Here is a 20,048-nt window from a genome sequence, read left to right as displayed (position 1 = left end):
CCCGGGAGGGAATGCCATGGCACCGGTGCTCGTCGGACGTGCGGGTCCGCTGGCGGGAGAGCGCGTCCCGATCGTCGACACCCGCGTCACCTTCGGACGCAACGCGGGGAACACGGTCGTCATCGCCAGCCCGAGCGTCTCCCGCTTCCACGCGGAGATCGTCTTCGACCAGGACCGGGGATACGTCCTGAGCGACTGCGGCAGCAGCAACGGCACCCAGGTCAACGGGGAGGAGGTGGAGTCCCGGCTGCTCCAGGCCGGTGATGAAATCACCATCGGGGACCAGGAGTTCCGCTTCGAGGTCGCCGACGCCATGCAGACCCTGATGGCGCTCAACCTGCCCCGCTCCGTGACCCACCCGGAGGAGGGCGAGGACGGGACCGTGCTGCGGGTCACCGTCGTGGGCGGGGGTCCTGTCGGGCTGACCACGGCTCTGCTGCTGGAGCACTTCCTGGGCGCCCAGGTGAGGGTCACCGTCTACGAGGGCCGGTGGCGCAGGGCCGGCCGCACCGTCGTCTGGAAGACCCAGGACGAGGGCAATGTGCGGCGCCAGCAGGTGGTGACCGTGCAGAGCCGGCAGTACCTCGCCTGGCCGCAGTACGTGCAGGACCGGCTCTTCGACCCCGAGCACTACACCGAGATGTGGCCCTCGGGCCCGGACTCGATCGGCGACCACCATCCGCGCAACATGCGGATCGCCTACATCGAGGACAAGCTGCTGGAGCTGGCCAACGAGAAGCGGCACCGGATCCGGCTCGTCCCCGCCAGGTTCGACGCGGCGGAACAGCGGGACGAACTCGCCTCGCAGCACGTCCTCGCCATCTGCGACGGCGGACGCTCGCGCACCCGGGAGCACTTCGCCGCCCGCTTCGGCAAGGCCGACGAGTCGATCTACTCCCTCGACGGCGTCCATCTGCGGGACGTCGTCCTCGGCCTGCGCGTCAAGTCGGAACTGCCCGACCCCATGGCGATCCTGCTGACGGTCGCTCAGAACCGGTTCCTGCTCAACTCGTTGCGCGGCGAGGGCTTCCTCAACATGCGGCTGACCGACGCCGAGTTGACGGAGGTCATCGGCATCGACCCGGTCCGCCGCGTCTTCGAGGAGTGCATCGCCTCCCGGCCCTGTCTGATGAACCGCGACGAGCACGGCGACTTCCAGTGCGCCACCCACGGCACGCTGTTCCTGCCCGCGCTCATCAAGGGCTCCCCGCTCTGGAAGCGCGTGCACGAGGGACTGCGGCTGTTCGACGTGCAGGCCCAGGACCTGTCGGCGGTGACCAGTTTCCGGCTGGACATGGTGCAACGCCCGCGCTTCTCCGCCGAGTTGCTGCCCCCGACCGTCAACACCCCCGGCACCTACGGCTTCCTCCTGGGCGACGCGGCCAACGCCATCCACTTCTGGCCGGGCCGGGGCCTCAACAGCGGCCTGGCATCGGCGATCTCACTGGCCCGCTCCCTCAACAGCGCCTGGAACGGCCGCCCCTTCCGGGACGCCGACTTCCTACGGCACGAGGCCGCCATGTCGATGCTCCAGTACCGGCACAAGAGCCGCGCCTGGAAGGCCATGGTCACCACCGACGACCAGGGCGTCACCTGGGCGATCAAGGACATCATCGACCACGGCATCGACGGCATCACGGAGGAGCCCGACCGCGAGGCGGACACCGCGACCCTGCTGGCCCGCATGGGCGCCATCCGCGACCGGCTCGCCCCCCGCCTCCCCGGAATGCCGGACGACGAGGCGATCCTGGAACGCCTCCACACCCTGGAGTCCCGAACCCTCCGCATGCTCGTCCTCAGCGGCGCGTGGGACACCCTGACCATGGGCGGCGAGGAGGTCGACATCGACATCTTCTACGGCCCCGACTCCACGGCGGCGGCAGCGGCGGTGGAGGCGCTGGAACCGGCGACGCAGCAGTGATCCCGGAAACCCCGGGGCGCGGTCCGTAGGCTGGGAGCATGCCCGACAGCGACGACTTCGCCCTCGACCTCGACGACTACCTCGCGCACATCGGCTGGGAGGGGGAGCGGCGGCCCGGCCTGGCGACGCTGCGGGGCGTGCACCTCGCGCACATGCGGGGCATCCCCTTCGAGAACCTGGACGCCCTGCGCCGCACGGCCCCCTCCCTCGAACTCCCGGACCTGATGGCCAAGTTGGTGCACAGCCGGCGCGGCGGCTACTGCTACGAGCAGAACACGCTGCTCGCGACCGCGCTGCGGACACTGGGCTTCGGGGTGACGCTGCTGGCGGCACGGGTCGTCGTGGGCGCGGACCGCGTCGAGACCCGCCCCCGCACCCACATGGCGCTCCTCGTCGAGGTGCCGGGTGACCCGCAGCCGTATCTGGCCGACGTCGGTTTCGGGGCGATCGGGGCGCTGCTGGAGCCGGTGCCGCTGAAGACCGGCACGGAGTTCGAGGACGCGGGGCGCCGGCACCGGCTCGTCCGGGCGCCGTATCGCGGGCCGTTGGAGCTGTGGGTGCTGGAGGCGTACGCCGGGGACAAGGACGGGGGCTCCTGGAAAGCGCAGTACGCCTTCACCCTGGAGCCCTACGAGCACGTCGACTTCGAGGTGATCAACTGGCACATCGCCACGAACCCGCGCTCCCCCTTCACCCAGCGCCTCTTCGTCCAGCGCGTCACCCCCGAACGCCATCTCCTGCTCCACGGACGCCGGTTGACCGAGACACGGGCCGACGGCGAGGTGCACGAGCGGGAGTTGGCGGACGAGGAGGAGGCGCGGCTGGTGCTGGAGGTGGAGTTCGGGGTCGAGGCGCCGGAGGGGATGACACTGCTGAGCTGAGCCGACCGGTCGGCCGGGGTCAGGTCAGTCCCACCAGAAGTGCCAGGTGGGTTGGCCGATCAGCTTCTGGGCGTAGGTCTCCAGGTCACCTATGTCGTCCGGGCAGAACGCGAAGTGCTCGGCGGCCACTTCCCCGGCCTCGTCGAGGTCGGCGGGCGGGGCCGCCACGGACACGGTCAGCCAGTCGTGGCCGAGGGCCACGAGCCGTACGCCGAAGCGGTCCTCCCAGGAACGGAGCACCGCGCAGAGCCGGGCCGTGTCGTCCTCCTGGTTGGCCGGGCCCATCCAGCCGATGGCCGCCGGGATGTCCGCGCTGCGGCGGGCCGGTACCAGGGCGAGGTGCGGTGCCTTGAACCCCGGCCTGCCGTCGGCCAGGGAGTCGGCGACCTCCGCGGCCCGCTCATCGGGATCGGCGGCCAGGGTGAGCGGCTCGGCGAGACCGGGCCACTCGTCGCCCTCCTCGGTGTACTCCTCCCAGAACTCCTCCAGCACCTCGTCGGCGTCGTGATCCCCGGGATACGACATCTCGTCGGGGCTCAACTCCCAGGTCTCCGGCCCGCCTTGGCCGCCGTCCATGTCCACGAGCAGCGGGAGCAGTCCCGCGGCCCGGCGGGCGGGCCGCAGCGCGTCGTAGTCACCGGGCCTCGCGGGCGCGTCCGCGCACCACAACAGCGGTTCGTCCGACGGGCCTTCGGCGGTCACGTCGATCAGTCTCCCGGGAGGGAGTTCAAGCCCGAACGAACTGCCGCTCGGGTCGGCCGCCAGTTTCGGCAGCGGGTTGGGAAGGGTCGCCATGCCAGAAACTCTAGAGGCGACCACTGACACTCACCGGCTGGCGGTGAACGCGGCCCAGGCGGTGGGGGTGAGTTGGAGGGTGGGGCCGGTGGCTTCCGGGTTCTTGGAGTCGCGGATGTGGATGGTGTGGGGGCAGGTGGCGACTTCGAGGCACTGCCCGCCTTCGCTGCCGCTGTAAGTCGACTTCCGCCAGGTGTAGGCGACTTCGAGGCACTGGCCGCCCTCGTCGCCGCTGTAGCTCGACTTGAACCACTCAAGTGCGGTGCTCATTGATCTCCTAGCAGACGGTCGAGCAGGACCCTGGACTCCTGAGGCCGCAGGGCCTGTGACCGCAGCATCGCATATTTGCGCGCCAGGATGGACACCTCATCTGGGTCAGAAACCCACTGGCTGCCGCGCTGGCCTTCGGTGTACGCCAGGTGCTGGTGGTCCGGTGTTTCCAGGAGTGTGAAGGGGCCGTTCAACCCGGCATGCGAGGAGGCGTTCATCGGCAGGAACTGGAGTGAGAGGCCTGGGAGTTCAGCGCACTCGCGCAGGAAGCGGAGCTGGTCCCGGCGCACTTCCGGTGTCCCGATGCCGATGTGCAACACCGGCTCCCACACGACGAAGCTCATCGTCGGGGGAACCTTGCGCTGAAGGATCTCCTGCCGCTCGACACGCCCCGCCAACTTGGCCGCGATCTCGTCCTCGTCGTATGCAGGAATTCGTTCCGCCAGGACCGCGCGGGCGTACTCAGTGGTCTGGAGAAGACCAGGGATCACCGCGTTGTCGTACCAGGACAGGGCGATTGCCTCCCGCTCGTGGAGCATGTACTCCTCGGCGAACAGCGGGAATTGGTCGATCTCGGGCAGGTTGTCGACGCCCGCCTCCAGCGTCCCCTTCGTGTCCAGGATGACGTCCAGCGACCTGGACAGGGGCAGCATCAGTCGCCGCCTGCCCTGTTCGATCGACGCGATGGTCTCCTCGTCGACCAACGCTGTTTCCGCGAGGACGCGTTGGGTGAAACCGGCCCTCATGCGGGCCGCCTTCAACTGCGAGCCCAGCATCCGCATCGTCGAGCGGTTCTTCTTGGAGTTCATGCTGTGGTGCTCCCCACATCCACCCGTTCCGGATCCCGCACGCACCCGTACTCCGCCCGTACAAAATCGGGAGCAGGGCTCACGCCCTGTCAACAGTAGTGACGCTGCGCAACTCTTGTCCCGTGAACCCGAGTGAGAAGTTCTTCCGGCGTGAACGCCGGTCCGTTCCCGCCGCCAGGCGCTTCGCGCACGCGTTCCTCGCGGAGTGGGGACTCGCCGGGGCCGAGCGCAGCGGTGATGTCCTGCTGTGTGTCAGCGAGTTGGCGACCAACGCGTTGGTGCACGGGGTGCCGGCGGGGCGGCAGTTCAGGGTGTTCCTGCGCTACGACGGGCAGGTGCTGCGGGTCGAGGTGCACGACAGCGGTGGGGGTGTGCCGCGCGTCGACGCCCATCCCGAGGACACCGACGAGGGCGGGCGCGGGCTGCTGCTCGTATCGGCGCTGGCCGACAAGTGGGGTGTGGGGGAACGGGAGTTGGGCAAGGTGGTGTGGGCCGATTTCGGGTGCGAGGGCGGCGCGTTTTCAGCCTGTGGAGGGCAGCGGTCGTTGTCAGAATGAGTGGCCCACTCGACGTATCCACGGGGAGCCGACCATGCGTAGACCCGCTGTCCTGCTGGCTGTTGCCGCCGCCGCTGCCCTGAGCGTCCCGTTGACGTTACCGGCCGCCACCGCCTCGGCCGTTACTCCGACAACGGAGGTCGTCTGCCAGGACATGTCCGTGTTCCCGCAGTACATCCGCCACATCTACCTCAGCACGGACAACCCCACGGCGGTCAGGGACTTCGACGAGAACCCGGTGTACCTCACCTGCTACGAGTGGTCGGGTTCGACTCCGGCCACGGTCTCGTACACGATCAGCTACGTCATGAACGACGTGGACCATCCCGACGGATACACCGACACCCTCACCATGGGGCACGGCTTCGCGTGGACCCCCGCGATGCCGGGCTATGTCTACCGGGCGAGTTTCACGCTCGTTCCCTGACGAGTCGAACGGACGTGATGAAGCTTCTCCTCACCGACTCCGGCGTCAGGAACGCGAGCATCCTGGCGGCGCTGGTCGACCTCCTGGGCAAACCGGTCGCCGAGGCCAGTGCCCTCTGCATTCCCACGGCGGGGTACGGGGGCCCGTACGGCGATCCGGGCGGCCCATGGCGTTTCATCAGTGGACAGGCGCCCGGCCCCATGACCGGGCTGGGGTGGAAGTCGATGGGTGTCCTGGAGCTCACCGCACTGCCCGGCATCGACAGGGAACGCTGGGTCTCCTGGGTCAGAGAGGCGGACGCCCTGCTGGTGAACGGCGGCGACGCGCTGTACCTGGGCCACTGGATGCGGGAGTCCGGCCTGGCCGACCTCTTCCCCTCGCTGCGCGACACGGTCTACGTGGGGATCAGCGCCGGGAGCATGGTGCTGACCCCGCGCATCGGCGAGGCCTTCGTCGACTGGACGCCGACCGCCGGTGACGATCGCGCGCTGGGAGTCGTCGACTTCTCACTCTTCCCGCACCTCGACAGCCCGGGTCGTCCGGAGCACACCATGGCCGAGGCGGAACTGTGGGCCGCCGGGATGGAGGGTCCCGCGTACGCCATCGACGCCCAGACCGCGATCAAGGTGACCGGCGGTGGCGTCGAGGTCGTCTCCGAGGGGCACTGGAGGCTGTTCAACCCGGCATCCTGAACGTCACCGCGTCACCGCGTCACCGCGCCGTCGATCCGCCTCGGTCAGCCGAACGCCAGCTTCCCCGTCCAGCTGCCGATCACCGTCGCATAGGCGCCGATCGTCGCCTTGCCACCGGCGTAGAGGCGGACGCTTCCGTCGCTCATGTGGGCCCACAGGTCGGGGATCGCGTCGCCGGTGACGTCCGGGATGGCGAAGAAGCGGGGCACGCTCGTGGAACTCCAGCCGCTGGCCGCGTACTCGCCGTCGCCGCCGTCCGCGCTCGCCGCCGCGGTCGCGAGGGAGAGGAGGTCGACCCCGGTGCCCGCCGCGTTCGGCTTGCCCTTGCGCAGCAGCATCCGGCCGGACTCCGAGCGGTAGACCATGTCCGGGATGTCGTCGCCGCTGATGTCCGCGACGGTGACGAGGTCACGGTCAAGCCAGGCACTGCCGGTGTTCAGCAGCGTCGCGTCGGAGAACGAGCCGCCGGTGTAACCGGTGAACGCCCAGTACTGGGTGCCGGAGGTCATGAACAGGTCTGGCTTCCCGTCTCCCGTGACGTCCCCGACGGCCAGGATCTGGTCGAACGCGGACGCGGCCGGGACGGTGACGTTCGCGCCGCCGGCGTCCGTGCCCGTGGTGGGCAGCAGGATCGGCATCCGGGCGCAGGTGTTGAAGCCGCCGAAGCCGTCGCCGGGGTAGACGTAGAGCGTGCCGTCGTTCATGCGGGCCACGAGGTCCTGGAGGCCGTCACCGGGGTAGTAGTCGCCCCCGTGTGTGATGAGCGCGTCCTTCCAATCCACGGAGGAGGTCGTGCAGCCGTCGGCGTACGCGGTGTTCTTGGTGGTCTCGCCATAGGACGGGTTCATGCCGACGAAGAGATCGCCCTTGGTGCCTGAGGGGTAGTTCCGCAGGTCGTAGTGGGTGACGCCGTCGTCGTCCGTGGACGTGATGACGGTGAGGAGGTCCGGCTTGTCGTCACCGGTGAGGTCGGCCGTCGCCTCGTCGCGGTCCCTGGGGCTGACGAAGATCTTGTACGCGTTCGGTGTCACCGACTCGTTGCCGGCCGCGTCGACGGCCTTGACGTAGAGGACCGCCGGTCCGGCGAGCGGCGGGGTGACAGAGACGACCGACGTGGTGGAGGTACCGGTGATCACGGTGCCCGCCTTGGTGGTGCAGCTGTTCAGGTCGGTGAGCTTGGTCGACCTGTCGTACGCCGTGGAGTTCCAGCTGTAGGCGTACGAAGTGACCTTCTCCCCGGGCCAGTTGAAGAACGTCATGCAGCCGGACTGGCCGAAGGTGGCCTTGGACCACTGGTCCTCGCCGCTGTCGTTGTCGTCGTCCGCCTCGTCGAAGTCGGCGGAACCCACCGTCGGGGTCTTCGGGGCGACCGTGTCGAGTTTGAAGTAGCAGGTGTAGCTCGTCGCGGACTGCGCCGGGTAGTCGTCCTTGACGTACATGTTCCAGTGGTACGTGCCGTCCTTGAGGCCGCTGCTGTCGAACTTGACGCTGGCCGTGGTCTTGCCGGAGGCCGTTTCCTCCCGGTTGTAGTACGTGCCCGTCGTGTCGTTCTTCAGGTACAGGTGCACGACGTCCAGGTCGTCCTTGCCGTCCGGGTCCGAGACGGACGCGGAGAAGGTGATCTGGTCGTTGGCGCCGATGGTGACGTAGGGCGCGGCTGTGGTGCACTTGCCCGGGCTCATCTTGAGCTTGGTGGGCTTGTTCGGCTTGGTGTTGAAGGTGACGTCGACGTTCGGGCCCGCGTTGTCGTTCGTCGCCTGGAACTTCTTCCAGGCGTACTGGTCGTCCTCGTTGCTCGCCTGGATGCCCAGCGTCCAGTGGTTCAGGCTGTTGTCGGCCGCGTACTGGGCGGCCTCCTTCACGTTGAAGGTCGTGTTCCCGGCGGCGCAGCTCTTCTTGTAGCCCTTGGCGTACGACTTGGTCTCCTGGCGGGCGTTCCAGCCGGGCTGCGTCTTCCAGCTGGTCTTCTTGTCGATGTCACCCGTGCGCCAGACCTCGACGTCGCGCTTGGAACACGACCAGGAGTACGTCTCCTTCATGTTGAGCGTGGCCTCCTTGATGGAGGTCGTGCGCACCGCGTTCGGCCACGCCATCGTGAAGAAGGAACGGCTGCTGCCGAAGGTGTCCGACTCGTAGCCGGCGCGGGCCTCGTTGGTGCCTTTGTTGAAGCCGCGCCCGTTGAAGAACGTGGCGGTGGCCCAGTCACCGCGCTTGTAGGCGGTGGTCCAGTTGCCCGCGTCGGTGTTGGTGCTGGGGTCGATGAAGACCGGGTACGTGGTGCCCGACCCGGTCAGCAGGTCCTGGTCCGGGGTGATCGTGATCGTGCCGTCGTCGGCCAGCTTCGGGTCCGTGCGGGCGGAGTGGGTGCCGGGCTGGGGGCCGCTCAGGCCCGGGAACTCGCCGTCGATGGCGGTGGTTCCGGGGGTGACGACGGCGTCCTCGTCGCCCGCGGGCTGGGTCGCCACGGGGTCGGCCGAGGCCGCCGCGGAAGCCGTGCCCGGGCTCGCGGTCGCGTCGCCGTCGGTCTCGGTGGTGGCGGTGGGCGCGGCCGACGCCGTACCGAAGTCGGTGTCGGCGTTCTGGTCGTCGGTGCCGCGGTCGCGGGCGGCGTCGTCGGAGTCCGCGGGCTGCGGTGCGTCGCTCGCGGTGTCCGTGACGGTGGCGGTCGGCGTCGGGTCGGGGTCGTCCGAGCCGCCGTCCCCGTGGGCGAGGTTGTCGGTGACGGCCTCCTTGCCGGCCGAGTCCCACATCAGCAGGGTCGGCGTGGCCGCCACGTCGTTGCCGTCGGCGTCGTAGGCGTGGATGGAGCCGCTGCGCGAGTCCAGCTTCATCGTCAGGTCCGGTGAGGACAGGCCGTACGAGATGGTCTTCAGCGCCGGATTCGCCGCCGCCTGGGCCGACTTGACGACCAGGACCTCGGAGAAGCCGCCGTCGTTCGCCGCGACGACGAGGTCGACGCCGGGCAGCACCTCGCGGTACAGGGCCTCGTTGCTCTCGACCTCGGGGGCGGGGAGGGTGCCGGGCCAGGTGAGGTCGATCGTGTGGCCGGCGGTGGTGAGGGTGACGAGGGTGGTGGTGTCGGCCGCGGTGTCCGTGGTCGCGTTCGCGCGGTACGCCGCCGGACGCACGTAACTCGCCTTGTTCGCCGTCGACTTGTGCGTGGTCCCGTTGTGCTTGCTGCCCCCGGAGAACACCACCGGCGTCGTCGTCGCCTTCGTGGTCCAGTTCCCGTCGGCCGTGCGGCGCAGCGTCGGGTCGACGGCCCGCCAGGTGCCGCCGACCTTGGCGCGCACCGGTGAGACATGGATGCGGGTGGTCAGCGTGTGGTCGGGGTTGGCCCAGGTGGTGGTCGTCGCGGTGCGGGCCGTGACGATCTCGACGCGCTTGCCGGAGCTCCTGGCCAGGGCGCGTGCCTCGGTCTCCGTGCGGGGGTGGGGTTTCGCGTCGCTCTTCTTCGCCGTGGAGCCGCCGGTGTCGTGGTCCGGGAGCAGCACCCAGGCGGTTCCGGCGGCCAGGATCAGCGCCAACAGCCCGGCGAGCAGGCTGGTTTGACGCGGGCTCAGCCTGTTCGGCCAAGAAGCGGAGGACACCGAACCGTTTCCCCTCTGACGGTGGCGACATGACGTGGCCGCATGCGGACGACCCTCCGCCCGCTCACCCGGTGATCGGTGCCAGGGGTGTGGGGAGGACGTGCAGATCATGGAGCGCCGGTGTGCGCCGGGCAAGCCCCTTTCGGCCGGGTACAGCCGACGGAACGTCCCCTTCCGGGTTCAACGCCCCTTATTTCGCCCGGAGTTGGGCTGTCTTGTCATGCTCTAGTCAGTGATCAAGCCCACATAAAGTCAAATGATCTAGCGCTTATGGCAAAGGACGGCCAATAATCCGGGCTGTTTTCACCTTCTCTTTTTCCTTCTCTTACTTCTCTCTTTCTCCATCGCGTCTTCACGGCCGGGGTGACTGCCCCGCCGGGCTCACCGGGGGGTCCTTCCGTGTTCCGTCGCTCACGTCCGAGCGCGCATCCGCGCCGCAGAGCCTGGCGCCGCAGAGCCGTGCCCGGTGTCGTCCTGCTGCTGTCCCTCGCGCTGTCGGTCGGGGCCCTGGAGAGCCAGGCCTTCGCCGAGCCGCCGCCGGACGACGACGTCGCCGCGATGGTGGACGTGCCGGCCACCGACCCGGTGGACGGCGCCGACCAGTCCCTGTCCGGGTACGCCAGGCAGTACGCGATCGACGCCGCGCAGGACGACACCGACCCCCCGGACGGCAGCACCGCCATCCCGGCCGCCGGTCCCGACGGCACCGCCGACATCACCCCGGAGAAGCTGGCAGCCGCCACCGACGGACTGGTACAGGTCGGCGGCGGAGTACCGGTGAAGATCGGCGCCGCGTCCGACGACACGGCCCAACAGCCCGTCGGCACCTGGTCCGTCGACGTGCTGAGCCAGACGGACACCACCGCCGCCGGCGTCAACGGCCTGCTCATGCAGGTCACCACCAGCGACGCCACCCCGGCACCGGCCCGCCTCCAGGTCGACTACACCGACTTCAAGAACTACTTCGGCGCCCAGTGGTCCGACCGACTCCAACTGGTCCGCTACCCGGAGTGCTTCCTCACCGACCCGGACAACGAGGAGTGCGCCACCCCCGAGCCGCTGGACAACTCGGCCGACCTGCGCGCCGACACCACGACCACGGACGCCGACGGCAACGAGACCATCGACCTGGGCGCCACCAAGGTCGAGGCCACCGTCGACCTGTCCACCCCGATGGACGCCGACACCGCGACCGGCACGACCACCGCCGACGCGACGGCCGCCCTGGACAAGGGCAGTACGCAGTCGGCCGTCTACCACGGCTCCGCCGCGAAGACCGCGAACGCCGTCACCGCGGCCTCCTCCTCCGGGGCCGGCGGCGTCCTCGGCGTGACCGACTCCGGCAACGGCGCCGGCGGCTCCTTCCGGGCCACCCCCCTTTCCTCGGCGGGCAGTTGGGCCGCCGGATCGTCCTCGGGCGGCTTCGCGTACACGTACGCGATCGACACCCCGCCGGTCTCCGCGGGCCCCACGCCGAGCGTCGCGTTCTCGTACAACTCCCAGGCGGTGGACGGCAAGACGTCCACCGCCAACCCGCAGGCGTCCTGGATCGGCGAGGGCTGGTCCTACGACACCGGGCACATCGAGCGCTCGTACCGGGGCTGCGGCCAGGACCAGGACGGCGACGACGCCAACAACAAGGGCAAGAAAAAGAAGACCGGCGACCTGTGCTGGGCGACCCAGAACGCGGTGATGACCCTCGGCGGCACCACCGTCGAACTGGTCCGTTCCGATGCCACCGGCGAATGGCACCCGCGCTCCGACGACGGCACCAAGGTCGAGCACATGACGGGCGCCGACAACGGCGACGGCGGCGACACCGACGACAAGGGCGAGTACTGGATCGCCACCACCCGCGACGGCACCAAGTACTACTTCGGCCTGGACAAGGTCGGCAACGGCCACGCGGACACCGACTCCGTCTCCACCGTCCCCGTCTTCGGCAACGACCCGAAGGAACCGTGTCACGCGGACGCCTTCAAGGACTCCTCCTGCACCCAGGCCTGGTCCTGGCAGCTCGACGAGGTCGTCGACCTCCACGGCAACGCCATGGTGATCACCTACAAGCAGGAGGACAACTACTACGCCAAGAACAAGTCGACCAAGAAGAACGTCAAGTACCAGCGCGGTTCCTACCCGCTGACCATCGAGTACGGCCTGAGCAAGGACGACCTGGGCGCGGTCCCGGCCGCCAAGGTGCAGTTCCAGACCGACGAGCGCTGCCTCGCCGCGTCCGCCAGCAAGTGCGACGCCGACAACTTCACGTCGGGCGACCCGGAGAAGTACCGCGTCTGGTACGACACCCCGGCGACCCTCAACTGCAAGTCGGATACCGCCAAACAGTGCCCGACGTTCCCCTCCTTCTGGACCCGCAAGCGCCTGGAGAAGGTCGTCACCTGGGCCCACCGCGACGGCACCAGCACTCTGTACCCGATCGACGAGTGGACCCTCAACCACGCCTTCAACTCCGGCTGGTACCAGACCTCGCCGGGCCTGTGGTTGTCCTCGGTCCAGCACGGCGCCTACGACACCGACACCACCGACCCGGACGACGCCCCGGGCCAGACCCTGCCGGCCGTCGTCTTCGACGGCACCGCCCTGCCCAACCGGGTCCGTGACAACAGCGCCGACAAAGAGCTGACGTACTGGCACCCGCGCATCACCGGGATCACGGACGAGAACGGCAAGAAGACGGTCGTCGACTACAACAACGGCTGCGCCTACGCCCCGGCGACCACCGACATCGCCGACAACACGGCCGCCTGCTACCCCGTGCACTGGTCGCCCGACGAAAGCCTTGAGAACCCGCCGCTGGCCTGGTTCAACAAGTACACGGTGGCCAAGGTCACCGAGCAGGACACGGTCGTCACGCAGACCGCGCTCGCCTCACCCGACGTCGTCACGACGTACGCGTACGGGGGCGGCGGCTACTGGGCCAAGACCGACGCCGAGTTCACCAAGCCCTCGCAGCGTACCCACAGCGACTGGCGCGGCTACGCCTCCGTGACGACGCAGGTCGGCGATCCCGACGGCCCCGCCGCCACCCGTTCGAAGACGACGACGTACTACCTGCGCGGCTCCGGCACGGCCCTCAAGGACGACACCGGCGCCACCCTCTCCGCCGACGACGCCGACGAGAACGCGGGCCAGGCCGCCGAGACCGTCACCTACGTCTCCAGCGAGGCCGCGGCGGCGGCGCACAGCCGGGTGATCACGCTGCCCGGCCCGAGCACGGACACCGCCACCCGCAAGCGCACCGGCGACAGCGACCTCGTGGCGAAGAAGACGTACGTCAAGCGCGTCGACGACCTGACCGCCTACAACGGCAAGTGGCGCGGCACCCGCACCACCACCGCCGTGGACGACGACGGCTTGCCGAAGCTGAGCGAGGTCGCGGTCGTCACCCTGGCAAGCCCCGGCGACACCACGCCCACGGTCGGCGACAAGGCCTGCACCCTCACCACCTTCGACAACAGGGCGTCGACGAACCTCTACGGCCTGCCCAAGCGGGCGTTGACCACCGCGACCGACTGCGACGACGTGTCGAGCGCGGCCACCGCCGCGGTCGTCTCCGACGTCACCAGCGGCTACAACGACGCCGGCGACGCCACCAGCGAGAAGTCCCTCAACGGCGAGGGCACCGGCACGATCACCGGCTCCCTCACCGAGTACGACGTCTACGGCCGCGCCAACAAGGTCACCGACGCCGGGAAGAACGTCACCAGGACCACCTACAACCCCGGCAGCAGCCCGTACGTCATCACCGGCACCACCATCACCAACGCCAAGTCGCAGGCGACGATCACCACGATCGACCCGGCCCGCGGCCTGACCACGCTCACCACCGACCCCAACGGCAACAAGACCCGCTACGAGTACGACCTCCTCGGCCGCCTGGTCAAGGGCTGGCAGCCCGGTGACGCCGACGACCTGCCCTCCACCCAGATCAGCTACGCGCTGGGCACCCGCACCCCGACCCGGGTCATCACCAAGAGCCTGAAGGACAACGGGAGTTACACCCAGTCCGTCACCTTCTACGACGGCATGGGCCGCACCGTGCAGACCCAGGCACCGGACGCCACCGGCCTCGGCCGCCTGGTCACCTCGGTCCGCTACGACGACCACGGCGCTCCCGTCCGCACCGACAACGGCTACTACGTCCTCGGCCTGCCGGCCACCACGCCGTACATCCCCACCAGCCAGCAGCCGATCCCCAACTCGACGAGGGCCACCTACGACGGCCTCGGCCGCCCGCTCACCTCGACGACCCTCCACCACAACGCGGACTTCGCCACCGCCACCAACACCTACAGCGACACCGACGCCTCGGTCACGGTCGTCCCGCCCACCGGCGCCACCGCGACAAAGACCCTCGGTGACGCGTTGGGCCGCGCGGTCAAGTCGATCACGTACACCAACGCCGACCGCAGCGCGAACACCTACACCGAGACCACCTACGACGCGCTCGGCAACCGCACCCAGGTCAAGGACAAGTCGGGCCACCTCTGGACCTGGACGTACGACTCCCGGCACCGCGTGCGCCTCAGCACCGACCCGGACTCCGGCACCAGCCAGACCTGGTACGACGACGCCGACCACGTCACCCAGACCAAGGACGCCACCGGCAGGATCCTGCACTACGGCTACGACCCGCTCGGCCGCAAGAGCACCCTCACCGTCGGCTCCGACGCGTTCCCGACCGACGAGTGGACCTACGACACGGCCACCAAGGGCATCGGCCTGCCCGCCAAGTCGATCCGCCACACCGTGCTCGGCGCCACCACCGGCGACATCGTCAGCGAGGCCACCGGCTACACCGAGGACGGGCAGCTGACCGGCAAGACGGTCACCGTCCCGGCGGTCAGCGGTTCCACGGACAACCTCTCGGGCTCGTACCACTGGTCGTACACCTACACCCGCACCGGCAAGCCGCTCACCACCACACTCCCCGCCACCCCCGGCGGCATGACCACCGCCGAAAAGGTCGTCACCCGCTACAACACCCAGGACCTGCCCGTCTCCACCTCCGGCTGGGACTGGTACACCACCGGCGCGGTCTACAACCCGTACGGCCAGATCACCCGCTCCACCAGCGGCAAGAACCCCTACCGGGTGTGGACAAGCGCCCTCTACGACGACTCCACCGGCCTGCTGCTGCACTCCTACGCGGCCACGCAGACGGCGAACGGCCTGGTCTCCCAGTCGGCCTACGCCTACGACCAGGCAGGCAACACCAGCCTGGTGGCGACGGGTTCGACCACGTCGTCCACCACGACCTGGGACAACCAGTGCTTCACGTACGACGCGCGCGGCCAGTTGGCGGAGGCCTGGACGGGCGCGACGACGAAGTCCTGCACGGACTCCGCCGGCACCACCTGGAAGGCGACCGACACCTCCGCGACCGCTTCCGGCACGGTAGGCGGGGCCCCCTCCACCTCCACCATCGCCACGGGCACGGCGGCCTACGGCAGCCTCCCGTACTGGCAGTCGTACCGCTACGACGACCTCGGCAACCGCTCCACGCTCACCGACCACAGCACCCAGCGCACCTCCACCGGCGCCCTCAACACCGCGCTGGACGGCTCGACTTCGTACGCCTACGGGGACACCGGCCAGCCGGACACCCTCACCGGCTGGACGCAGAAGACGGTCACGGCGGCGGACTCCGGCACGAAGACCGTCACGGAGGTCAACTCGTCGACGTACGACGACTCCGGCCGCACCCAGACCCGCACCATCAACGGCGACACCCAGTCCTTCGTCTACGACGGTGAGGGCCTGCTGAAGACGGTCACCGGGTTCGGCGCGGGCTCAGGCGCGATCACCGGCCCCGGCGGCCTGTGCATGGACGACGGCGGCGGCCACACGGCCGACGGAACCGTCATCCAGATCTACACCTGCAACGGCACAGCAGGACAGAAGTTCACCGCCAACGGCGGCAAACTCACGGTCCTCGGCAAGTGCGCCACGGCATCGGGCACGGCGAGTGGCTCGACGATCACGCTGAAGACCTGCGTACCGGACGCGACGACCCAGTCCTTCGTTCTCCGCACGGACGGCACCTTCTACAACACGGCATCCAAGCTCTGCCTGAACGTGGCGAGCGCCACCGTCAGCGCCGACCTGACCCTGGCCGCGTGCACGGCGAGCGCCGACACCCAGAAGTTCACCCTCGCCGCGAGCACGTCGTACCTCTACGACGCGGACGGCAACCGCATCTCCAGGACCACCGGCGGCTGGACCACCCTCTACCTCGGCGAGACCGAGGTCATGGGCTCCCAGACCTCCACCGCCACCAAGGCGATGCGCAGTTACGCCCAGGCCGGCGCCCCCACCGTCGTCCGCTACACCTCCAGCGCCACCAGCGCGCACACCCTGGTCGCCCAGGTCACCAACCCCCAGGGCACGGCCACCGTCCAGATCAAACTGGCCTCCGGAATGGCGGTCCAGACCCGCTCCTACGACGCCTGGGGCAACCTGCGCGGCGACCTCGAAACCTCGCTGACGGGCTGGGCGGGCTCCCGCGCGTACATCGGCGGCACGGACGAGTCGAGCACGGGCCTGATCCACCTGGGCGCGCGGGACTACGACCCGGTGACGGGCCGCTTCACGTCGCTGGACCCAGTGATGGACTTCTCGGATCTCCTCCAACTGGGCGGCTACGCGTACGCGGACAACAGCCCGGTGACGAAGGAGGACCCGAACGGCCAGTTCTGGGGCTGGTCCCAGATCAAGCACGCGGCCTGGTCCGCCACCAAGACGGTCGCGCACGTGGCGTACGAGTACTCGGGCCTGGCCGACATCGTCAGCTGCGCCACCCACCCGGCACTAGGCTCCTGCCTGATGGCGGCGGCGACGATCATCATCACGGTCGCGACCTTCGGGGAAGGGGGCGTGGCCCTGGCCGCCGCACGCGGCGGAATGCGCTTCGGCGGCGGGGTGCTGGCGCGCGGCGCTGAACAGGCGGCGGTGAAGACGGCGGAAAAGACGGCCGTGAAGACCGCGGCCAAGGCCGTCGAGAAGAAGGTCGTGAAGACGGCCGAGGAGAAGGCGGCCAAGGCCACGGAGAAATCCGCGGCGAAGGCGTCGGAGAAGTCGGCGGCGAAGACCGCGGAGAAGGACGCGGGCAAGGCGTCGGACGCGGGCGAGGACGCGGTCGAGTCGGGCGGCAAGTGCAACAGCTTCACGCCGAACACGCGGGTGCTGCTGGCGAACGGCAAGACCAAGGCCATCAAGGACCTCCGTCCCGGCGACAGGGTGAAGTCGACGGACCCGGTGCTCGGTGGTCTGGTCGCCCGGACGGTCACCGCCACCATCCAGGGCCACGGCACCAAGCACCTGGTCCGTCTGACCCTGGCCAACGGCAAGTCGATCACCGCGACGGACGGCCATCCGATCTGGCTGCCGAAGGACCACCGCTGGGCGAAGGCGAGCGAACTCCGGTCCGGTGACTGGCTGCAGACGTCGGCCGGGACGTATATCCAGGTGACGGGGGTACGCGCCTGGACACAGACGGCGACGGTCAACAACCTGACGGTGTCGGGGACGCATACGTACTATGCGTTGGCGGGGGCCACGGCGGTGCTGGTCCACAACTGTGGTGACGCAGACTATGGCGAAGTGCTGTCCGACGGGCGGCGGACGGGGGTAGCAGCCATCGTTGGTCCCGCGGACATCAGCACGGGGACCAAGGCCGGCCGCCGGATCATCCCGCCGGGCTTCGTGAAGAACTCGACCGGCCTCACGCGGGGGCACCTCCTTCCGCAGGTGTTGGGTGGGGACGGCAAGGTTGCGGCGAACATCGTCGCGACCAAGTCGAAGGTGGACAACGGCGCCATGTCCGCGTTCGGTGACTCGATCGCCGCGCATATAGACGCGACGCAAAGTGAGGTGTTCTTCCAGGCGATACCACGCTATCTGCCAGGGTCGAACGTGCCGTTCCGGGTGGACATCAGTGCCTTTGGCGACAATGGCTGGTCAACGGCGGCTCAGTTTCTGGTGGGATGAGGCCGAGGGGAAGGGAGAGAAGATGTTTCCGTATGATCTTGTGCGGCTGAGCGACCTCGAGAACGAGGTCGTCATCACAGTCCTCTCACCCATGGACTCTCCCTTCTGGGAGGCGCAGATCGTGGTGACCAGCACGTTCGTCAAGGGGACCACACTGCTGGTCCTGTCCCCCGCGAAGCTCGATTCCTGGGCGAAGGCACTGGGTGAGCTGCGGCGGGGGCGGGACATCGTCTGGATGGAGACGGACCGTGGTCCCACCATCAGCATTCAGCTTGACGGCGAGCGGGACTGCCCAGAGGTCGTCGTGGAGGACGAGTCCCTGTCCATGGTGACCGTCCGCATCCCAGTCGCCCTTGAAGAAGGATGGATCGCCGACCAACAGGCTCGACTCGGCCGATTCAAAGAGCAGGTGTGAAGCGCCGAGCCGCTGCGAGGCCCAGTCGGAGAAGCCGCCCAGACCGCTGAGAGGGACGCCGACAAGGCGGGCAACTGAAGCAGCTTCACGCCGAACACATGGGTGCTTCTGATCAACGGTAGGTCCAAGGCCATCAAGGACCTGAGGCCTGACGACAAGGTTCGCTCGACGGACCCAGAGCCACATGATGTGGTGCTTGTCGGCGCCGGAGCACACGAGGGCCGGGTTCCGCCGACGGCCCGCCGAGCAACAACACAGGAAGAAACGCATGTTCAGACGCAGAACCTCCCGCATCGCCCTCGCGACGGCCGTGACCGCCGCGCTGACTGGCGGGATGGTCGTCCTCTCGGGGAGCGCCGCGAGCGCCGCACCCCCCGCCAAGCACGCCGACGACTTCAACGGCGACGGCTACCGCGACTACGTGGTCGGTGACAGCGGATCGTTCACCGTGACGTACGGGACGGCGAGCGGGCCCGGGAGTACGAGCAGGACGATCACGCAGAACAGCCCGGGGATACCAGGGAAGTCCGGAGACGCGGGGGGTTACGTCGACACGTTCGGCGAGTCGCTGGCGACCGCCGACTTCAACCGGGACGGGTACGCCGACCTCGCCGTCGCCGACAAGACCGAGAAGGTCGGCTCGCGGGCCGCGCAGGGCACCGTCACCATCGTGTGGGGATCGAGGTCCGGCCTGTCGTCCAGTGCGACCCGGCTCCCCCTCAGGGCACCCCACGCCGACTACGAGTTCGGCTGGTCCATCGCGGCCGGCGACTTCAACGGCGACGGCAAGCCGGACCTTGCGGTCAGCGACATCGAGAAGGTGTACGTCTACCGGGGCGGCTTCTCGAAGTCCGGCACCACCGGCAAGGTCACCACACACCGTCCGAAGCCGAGCGTCACCCATGTGTTCGAGCCGACCGGCCTGGTCGCCGGCAAGGTGACCAAGGACAAGGCCACCGACCTGTACGTGCTCGGTCAGGGCGAGAAGAACGACCGTATGACACAGGCCGCGTGGTTCCTGCGGGGTGGTTCCACCGTCAAGGCGGGCACGTTCACGACCTACGACACGACCGCACCGGACTGGAGCCCGACCGGCGTCATCGCCGACTTCGACAAGAACGGCTACGGCGACCTCGCCGTCAGCGACACCCCGTACAACAAGCACGCCGGATCGGTCGTCGTGCTACGCGGCGGGGCCAAGGGGGCCGCGAGTTCGTACCGGCTGAGTCAGTCCACCGCCGGTGTCGCCACCGCCGCCGCCAAGGACGAGCAGTTCGGTTTCTCCGTCTCGGCGGGCGACACCGACCATGACGGTTACCCGGACCTGGCGGTCGGCGTGCCCTTCGAGAAGGTGGGCTCCGCCAAGGAGGCAGGAGGCGTCCACGTCCTCCACGGAGGCCCCCACGGGCTGACCGGCACCGGCTCGGAGTGGTTCACACGGGAGAGCGGGGACGTACCGGGCAAGGCAGTCTCCGACGCCGCCTTCGGCGTCCACGTCCGCCTGCGCGACGTCGACCGCGACGGATACGCCGACCTCCTGGTCTCCGACCAGTACACGGACTACGACACCAGCGTGCTGCTGCCGGCCGGTCCGGCGGGCGTGAGTGCGTCCGGCGTCCGGGAGCTGCCCGTTCGCGCGGACTTTCCGCAGTAGCGGCCGGGTGCCGTTGGACGTTTCGAGAGA

Annotated in this window: 12 protein-coding genes; 8 read left to right on the top strand and 4 right to left on the bottom strand. The window is 68.9% G+C overall.

Translation table 11 applies throughout. From position 1 onward, the window contains the following. Window positions 1-16: 16 nt before the first annotated feature. Together ACIQBL_RS46550 and ACIQBL_RS46545 are read left to right on the top strand one after the other, a co-directional pair. Window positions 17-1,921: an FHA domain-containing protein gene (locus ACIQBL_RS46550; RefSeq protein ID WP_401954747.1), complete on the top strand. Its 1,905-nt coding sequence runs from the start codon at window positions 17-19 to the stop codon at window positions 1,919-1,921. 38 nt (window positions 1,922-1,959) lie between these two features. Beyond that, window positions 1,960-2,802 carry an arylamine N-acetyltransferase gene (locus ACIQBL_RS46545; RefSeq protein WP_401954745.1) on the top strand — a complete coding sequence of 281 codons (843 nt, stop codon included), beginning with the start codon at window positions 1,960-1,962 and terminating at the stop codon, window positions 2,800-2,802. A gap of 24 nt (window positions 2,803-2,826) precedes the next feature. Here ACIQBL_RS46545 and ACIQBL_RS46540 read toward each other — a convergent pair whose 3' ends face one another. Genes ACIQBL_RS46540 through ACIQBL_RS46530 form a run of 3 tightly spaced genes read right to left on the bottom strand, consistent with a single transcriptional unit; the run spans window position 2,827 to window position 4,676 of the window. Further along, entirely contained in the window at window positions 2,827-3,597 is a 771-nt protein-coding gene (locus ACIQBL_RS46540) for a DUF4253 domain-containing protein (protein ID WP_401954742.1), read from the bottom strand. 30 nt (window positions 3,598-3,627) lie between these two features. Next, on the bottom strand, window positions 3,628-3,867 hold the full coding sequence (locus ACIQBL_RS46535) for a DUF397 domain-containing protein (protein WP_401954739.1): 240 nt from the start codon (window positions 3,865-3,867) through the stop codon (window positions 3,628-3,630). Further along, entirely contained in the window at window positions 3,864-4,676 is an 813-nt protein-coding gene (locus ACIQBL_RS46530; protein WP_401954736.1) for a Scr1 family TA system antitoxin-like transcriptional regulator, read from the bottom strand. The genes ACIQBL_RS46535 and ACIQBL_RS46530 overlap by 4 nt, the downstream gene beginning before the upstream one ends. 122 nt (window positions 4,677-4,798) lie before the next feature. Here ACIQBL_RS46530 and ACIQBL_RS46525 point away from each other — a divergent pair, with 122 nt between their 5' ends. From ACIQBL_RS46525 to ACIQBL_RS46515, 3 genes are read left to right on the top strand one after another with little or no spacing between them, the layout of a single operon-like run. Beyond that, complete coding sequence (locus tag ACIQBL_RS46525) at window positions 4,799-5,233, top strand: ATP-binding protein (protein ID WP_401954733.1); 435 nt, start codon at window positions 4,799-4,801, stop codon at window positions 5,231-5,233. A 34-nt stretch (window positions 5,234-5,267) separates the two neighbouring features. Then, the gene (locus tag ACIQBL_RS46520) at window positions 5,268-5,660 is read left to right on the top strand and encodes a hypothetical protein (protein ID WP_401954730.1); all 393 of its coding nucleotides are present in this window, start codon (window positions 5,268-5,270) and stop codon (window positions 5,658-5,660) included. Window positions 5,661-5,677: 17 nt separating this feature from the next. Further along, window positions 5,678-6,352 (top strand): Type 1 glutamine amidotransferase-like domain-containing protein, encoded by a 675-nt coding sequence (locus ACIQBL_RS46515; RefSeq protein WP_401954821.1) that lies wholly within the window; start codon window positions 5,678-5,680, stop codon window positions 6,350-6,352. A 44-nt stretch (window positions 6,353-6,396) separates the two neighbouring features. Here ACIQBL_RS46515 and ACIQBL_RS46510 read toward each other — a convergent pair whose 3' ends face one another. Further along, complete coding sequence (locus ACIQBL_RS46510; RefSeq protein WP_401954728.1) at window positions 6,397-9,942, bottom strand: FG-GAP repeat domain-containing protein; 3,546 nt, start codon at window positions 9,940-9,942, stop codon at window positions 6,397-6,399. 399 nt (window positions 9,943-10,341) lie between these two features. Between ACIQBL_RS46510 and ACIQBL_RS46505 the strand changes: the two genes are divergently transcribed. The 3 genes from ACIQBL_RS46505 (at window position 10,342) to ACIQBL_RS46495 (ending at window position 20,018) form a co-directional block, all read left to right on the top strand. Then, on the top strand, window positions 10,342-17,949 hold the full coding sequence (locus tag ACIQBL_RS46505; protein ID WP_401954726.1) for a ricin-type beta-trefoil lectin domain protein: 7,608 nt from the start codon (window positions 10,342-10,344) through the stop codon (window positions 17,947-17,949). Window positions 17,950-17,971: 22 nt separating this feature from the next. After that, window positions 17,972-18,364, top strand: coding sequence for a DUF5959 family protein (locus ACIQBL_RS46500; protein WP_401954723.1), 393 nt, complete (start codon window positions 17,972-17,974; stop codon window positions 18,362-18,364). Window positions 18,365-18,632: 268 nt separating this feature from the next. Next, a complete protein-coding gene (locus ACIQBL_RS46495; RefSeq protein WP_401954720.1) occupies window positions 18,633-20,018 on the top strand; it encodes an FG-GAP and VCBS repeat-containing protein in 1,386 nt (461 codons plus the stop codon). Window positions 20,019-20,048 lie beyond the last annotated feature (30 nt).

It is taken from the genome of Streptomyces sp. NPDC088350 (genome assembly GCF_044753545.1).
Lineage (GTDB): Bacteria > Actinomycetota > Actinomycetes > Streptomycetales > Streptomycetaceae > Streptomyces.
The sequence above is the reverse complement of the archived record's forward strand: the minus strand, read 5'-3'. Positions and strand labels throughout refer to the sequence as shown.

What these genes read in the sequence shown, in the direction of transcription:
- ACIQBL_RS46515 (WP_401954821.1), top strand. Translation starts at nt 5,678, where the DNA reads ATGAAGCTTCTCCTCACCGACTCCGGCGTCAGGAACGCGAGCATCCTG.
- ACIQBL_RS46550 (WP_401954747.1), top strand. Translation starts at nt 17, where the DNA reads ATGGCACCGGTGCTCGTCGGACGTGCGGGTCCGCTGGCGGGAGAGCGC.
- ACIQBL_RS46535 (WP_401954739.1), bottom strand. Translation starts at nt 3,867, where the DNA reads ATGAGCACCGCACTTGAGTGGTTCAAGTCGAGCTACAGCGGCGACGAG.
- ACIQBL_RS46530 (WP_401954736.1), bottom strand. Translation starts at nt 4,676, where the DNA reads ATGAACTCCAAGAAGAACCGCTCGACGATGCGGATGCTGGGCTCGCAG.
- ACIQBL_RS46545 (WP_401954745.1), top strand. Translation starts at nt 1,960, where the DNA reads ATGCCCGACAGCGACGACTTCGCCCTCGACCTCGACGACTACCTCGCG.
- ACIQBL_RS46520 (WP_401954730.1), top strand. Translation starts at nt 5,268, where the DNA reads ATGCGTAGACCCGCTGTCCTGCTGGCTGTTGCCGCCGCCGCTGCCCTG.
- ACIQBL_RS46500 (WP_401954723.1), top strand. Translation starts at nt 17,972, where the DNA reads ATGTTTCCGTATGATCTTGTGCGGCTGAGCGACCTCGAGAACGAGGTC.
- ACIQBL_RS46540 (WP_401954742.1), bottom strand. Translation starts at nt 3,597, where the DNA reads ATGGCGACCCTTCCCAACCCGCTGCCGAAACTGGCGGCCGACCCGAGC.
- ACIQBL_RS46495 (WP_401954720.1), top strand. Translation starts at nt 18,633, where the DNA reads ATGTTCAGACGCAGAACCTCCCGCATCGCCCTCGCGACGGCCGTGACC.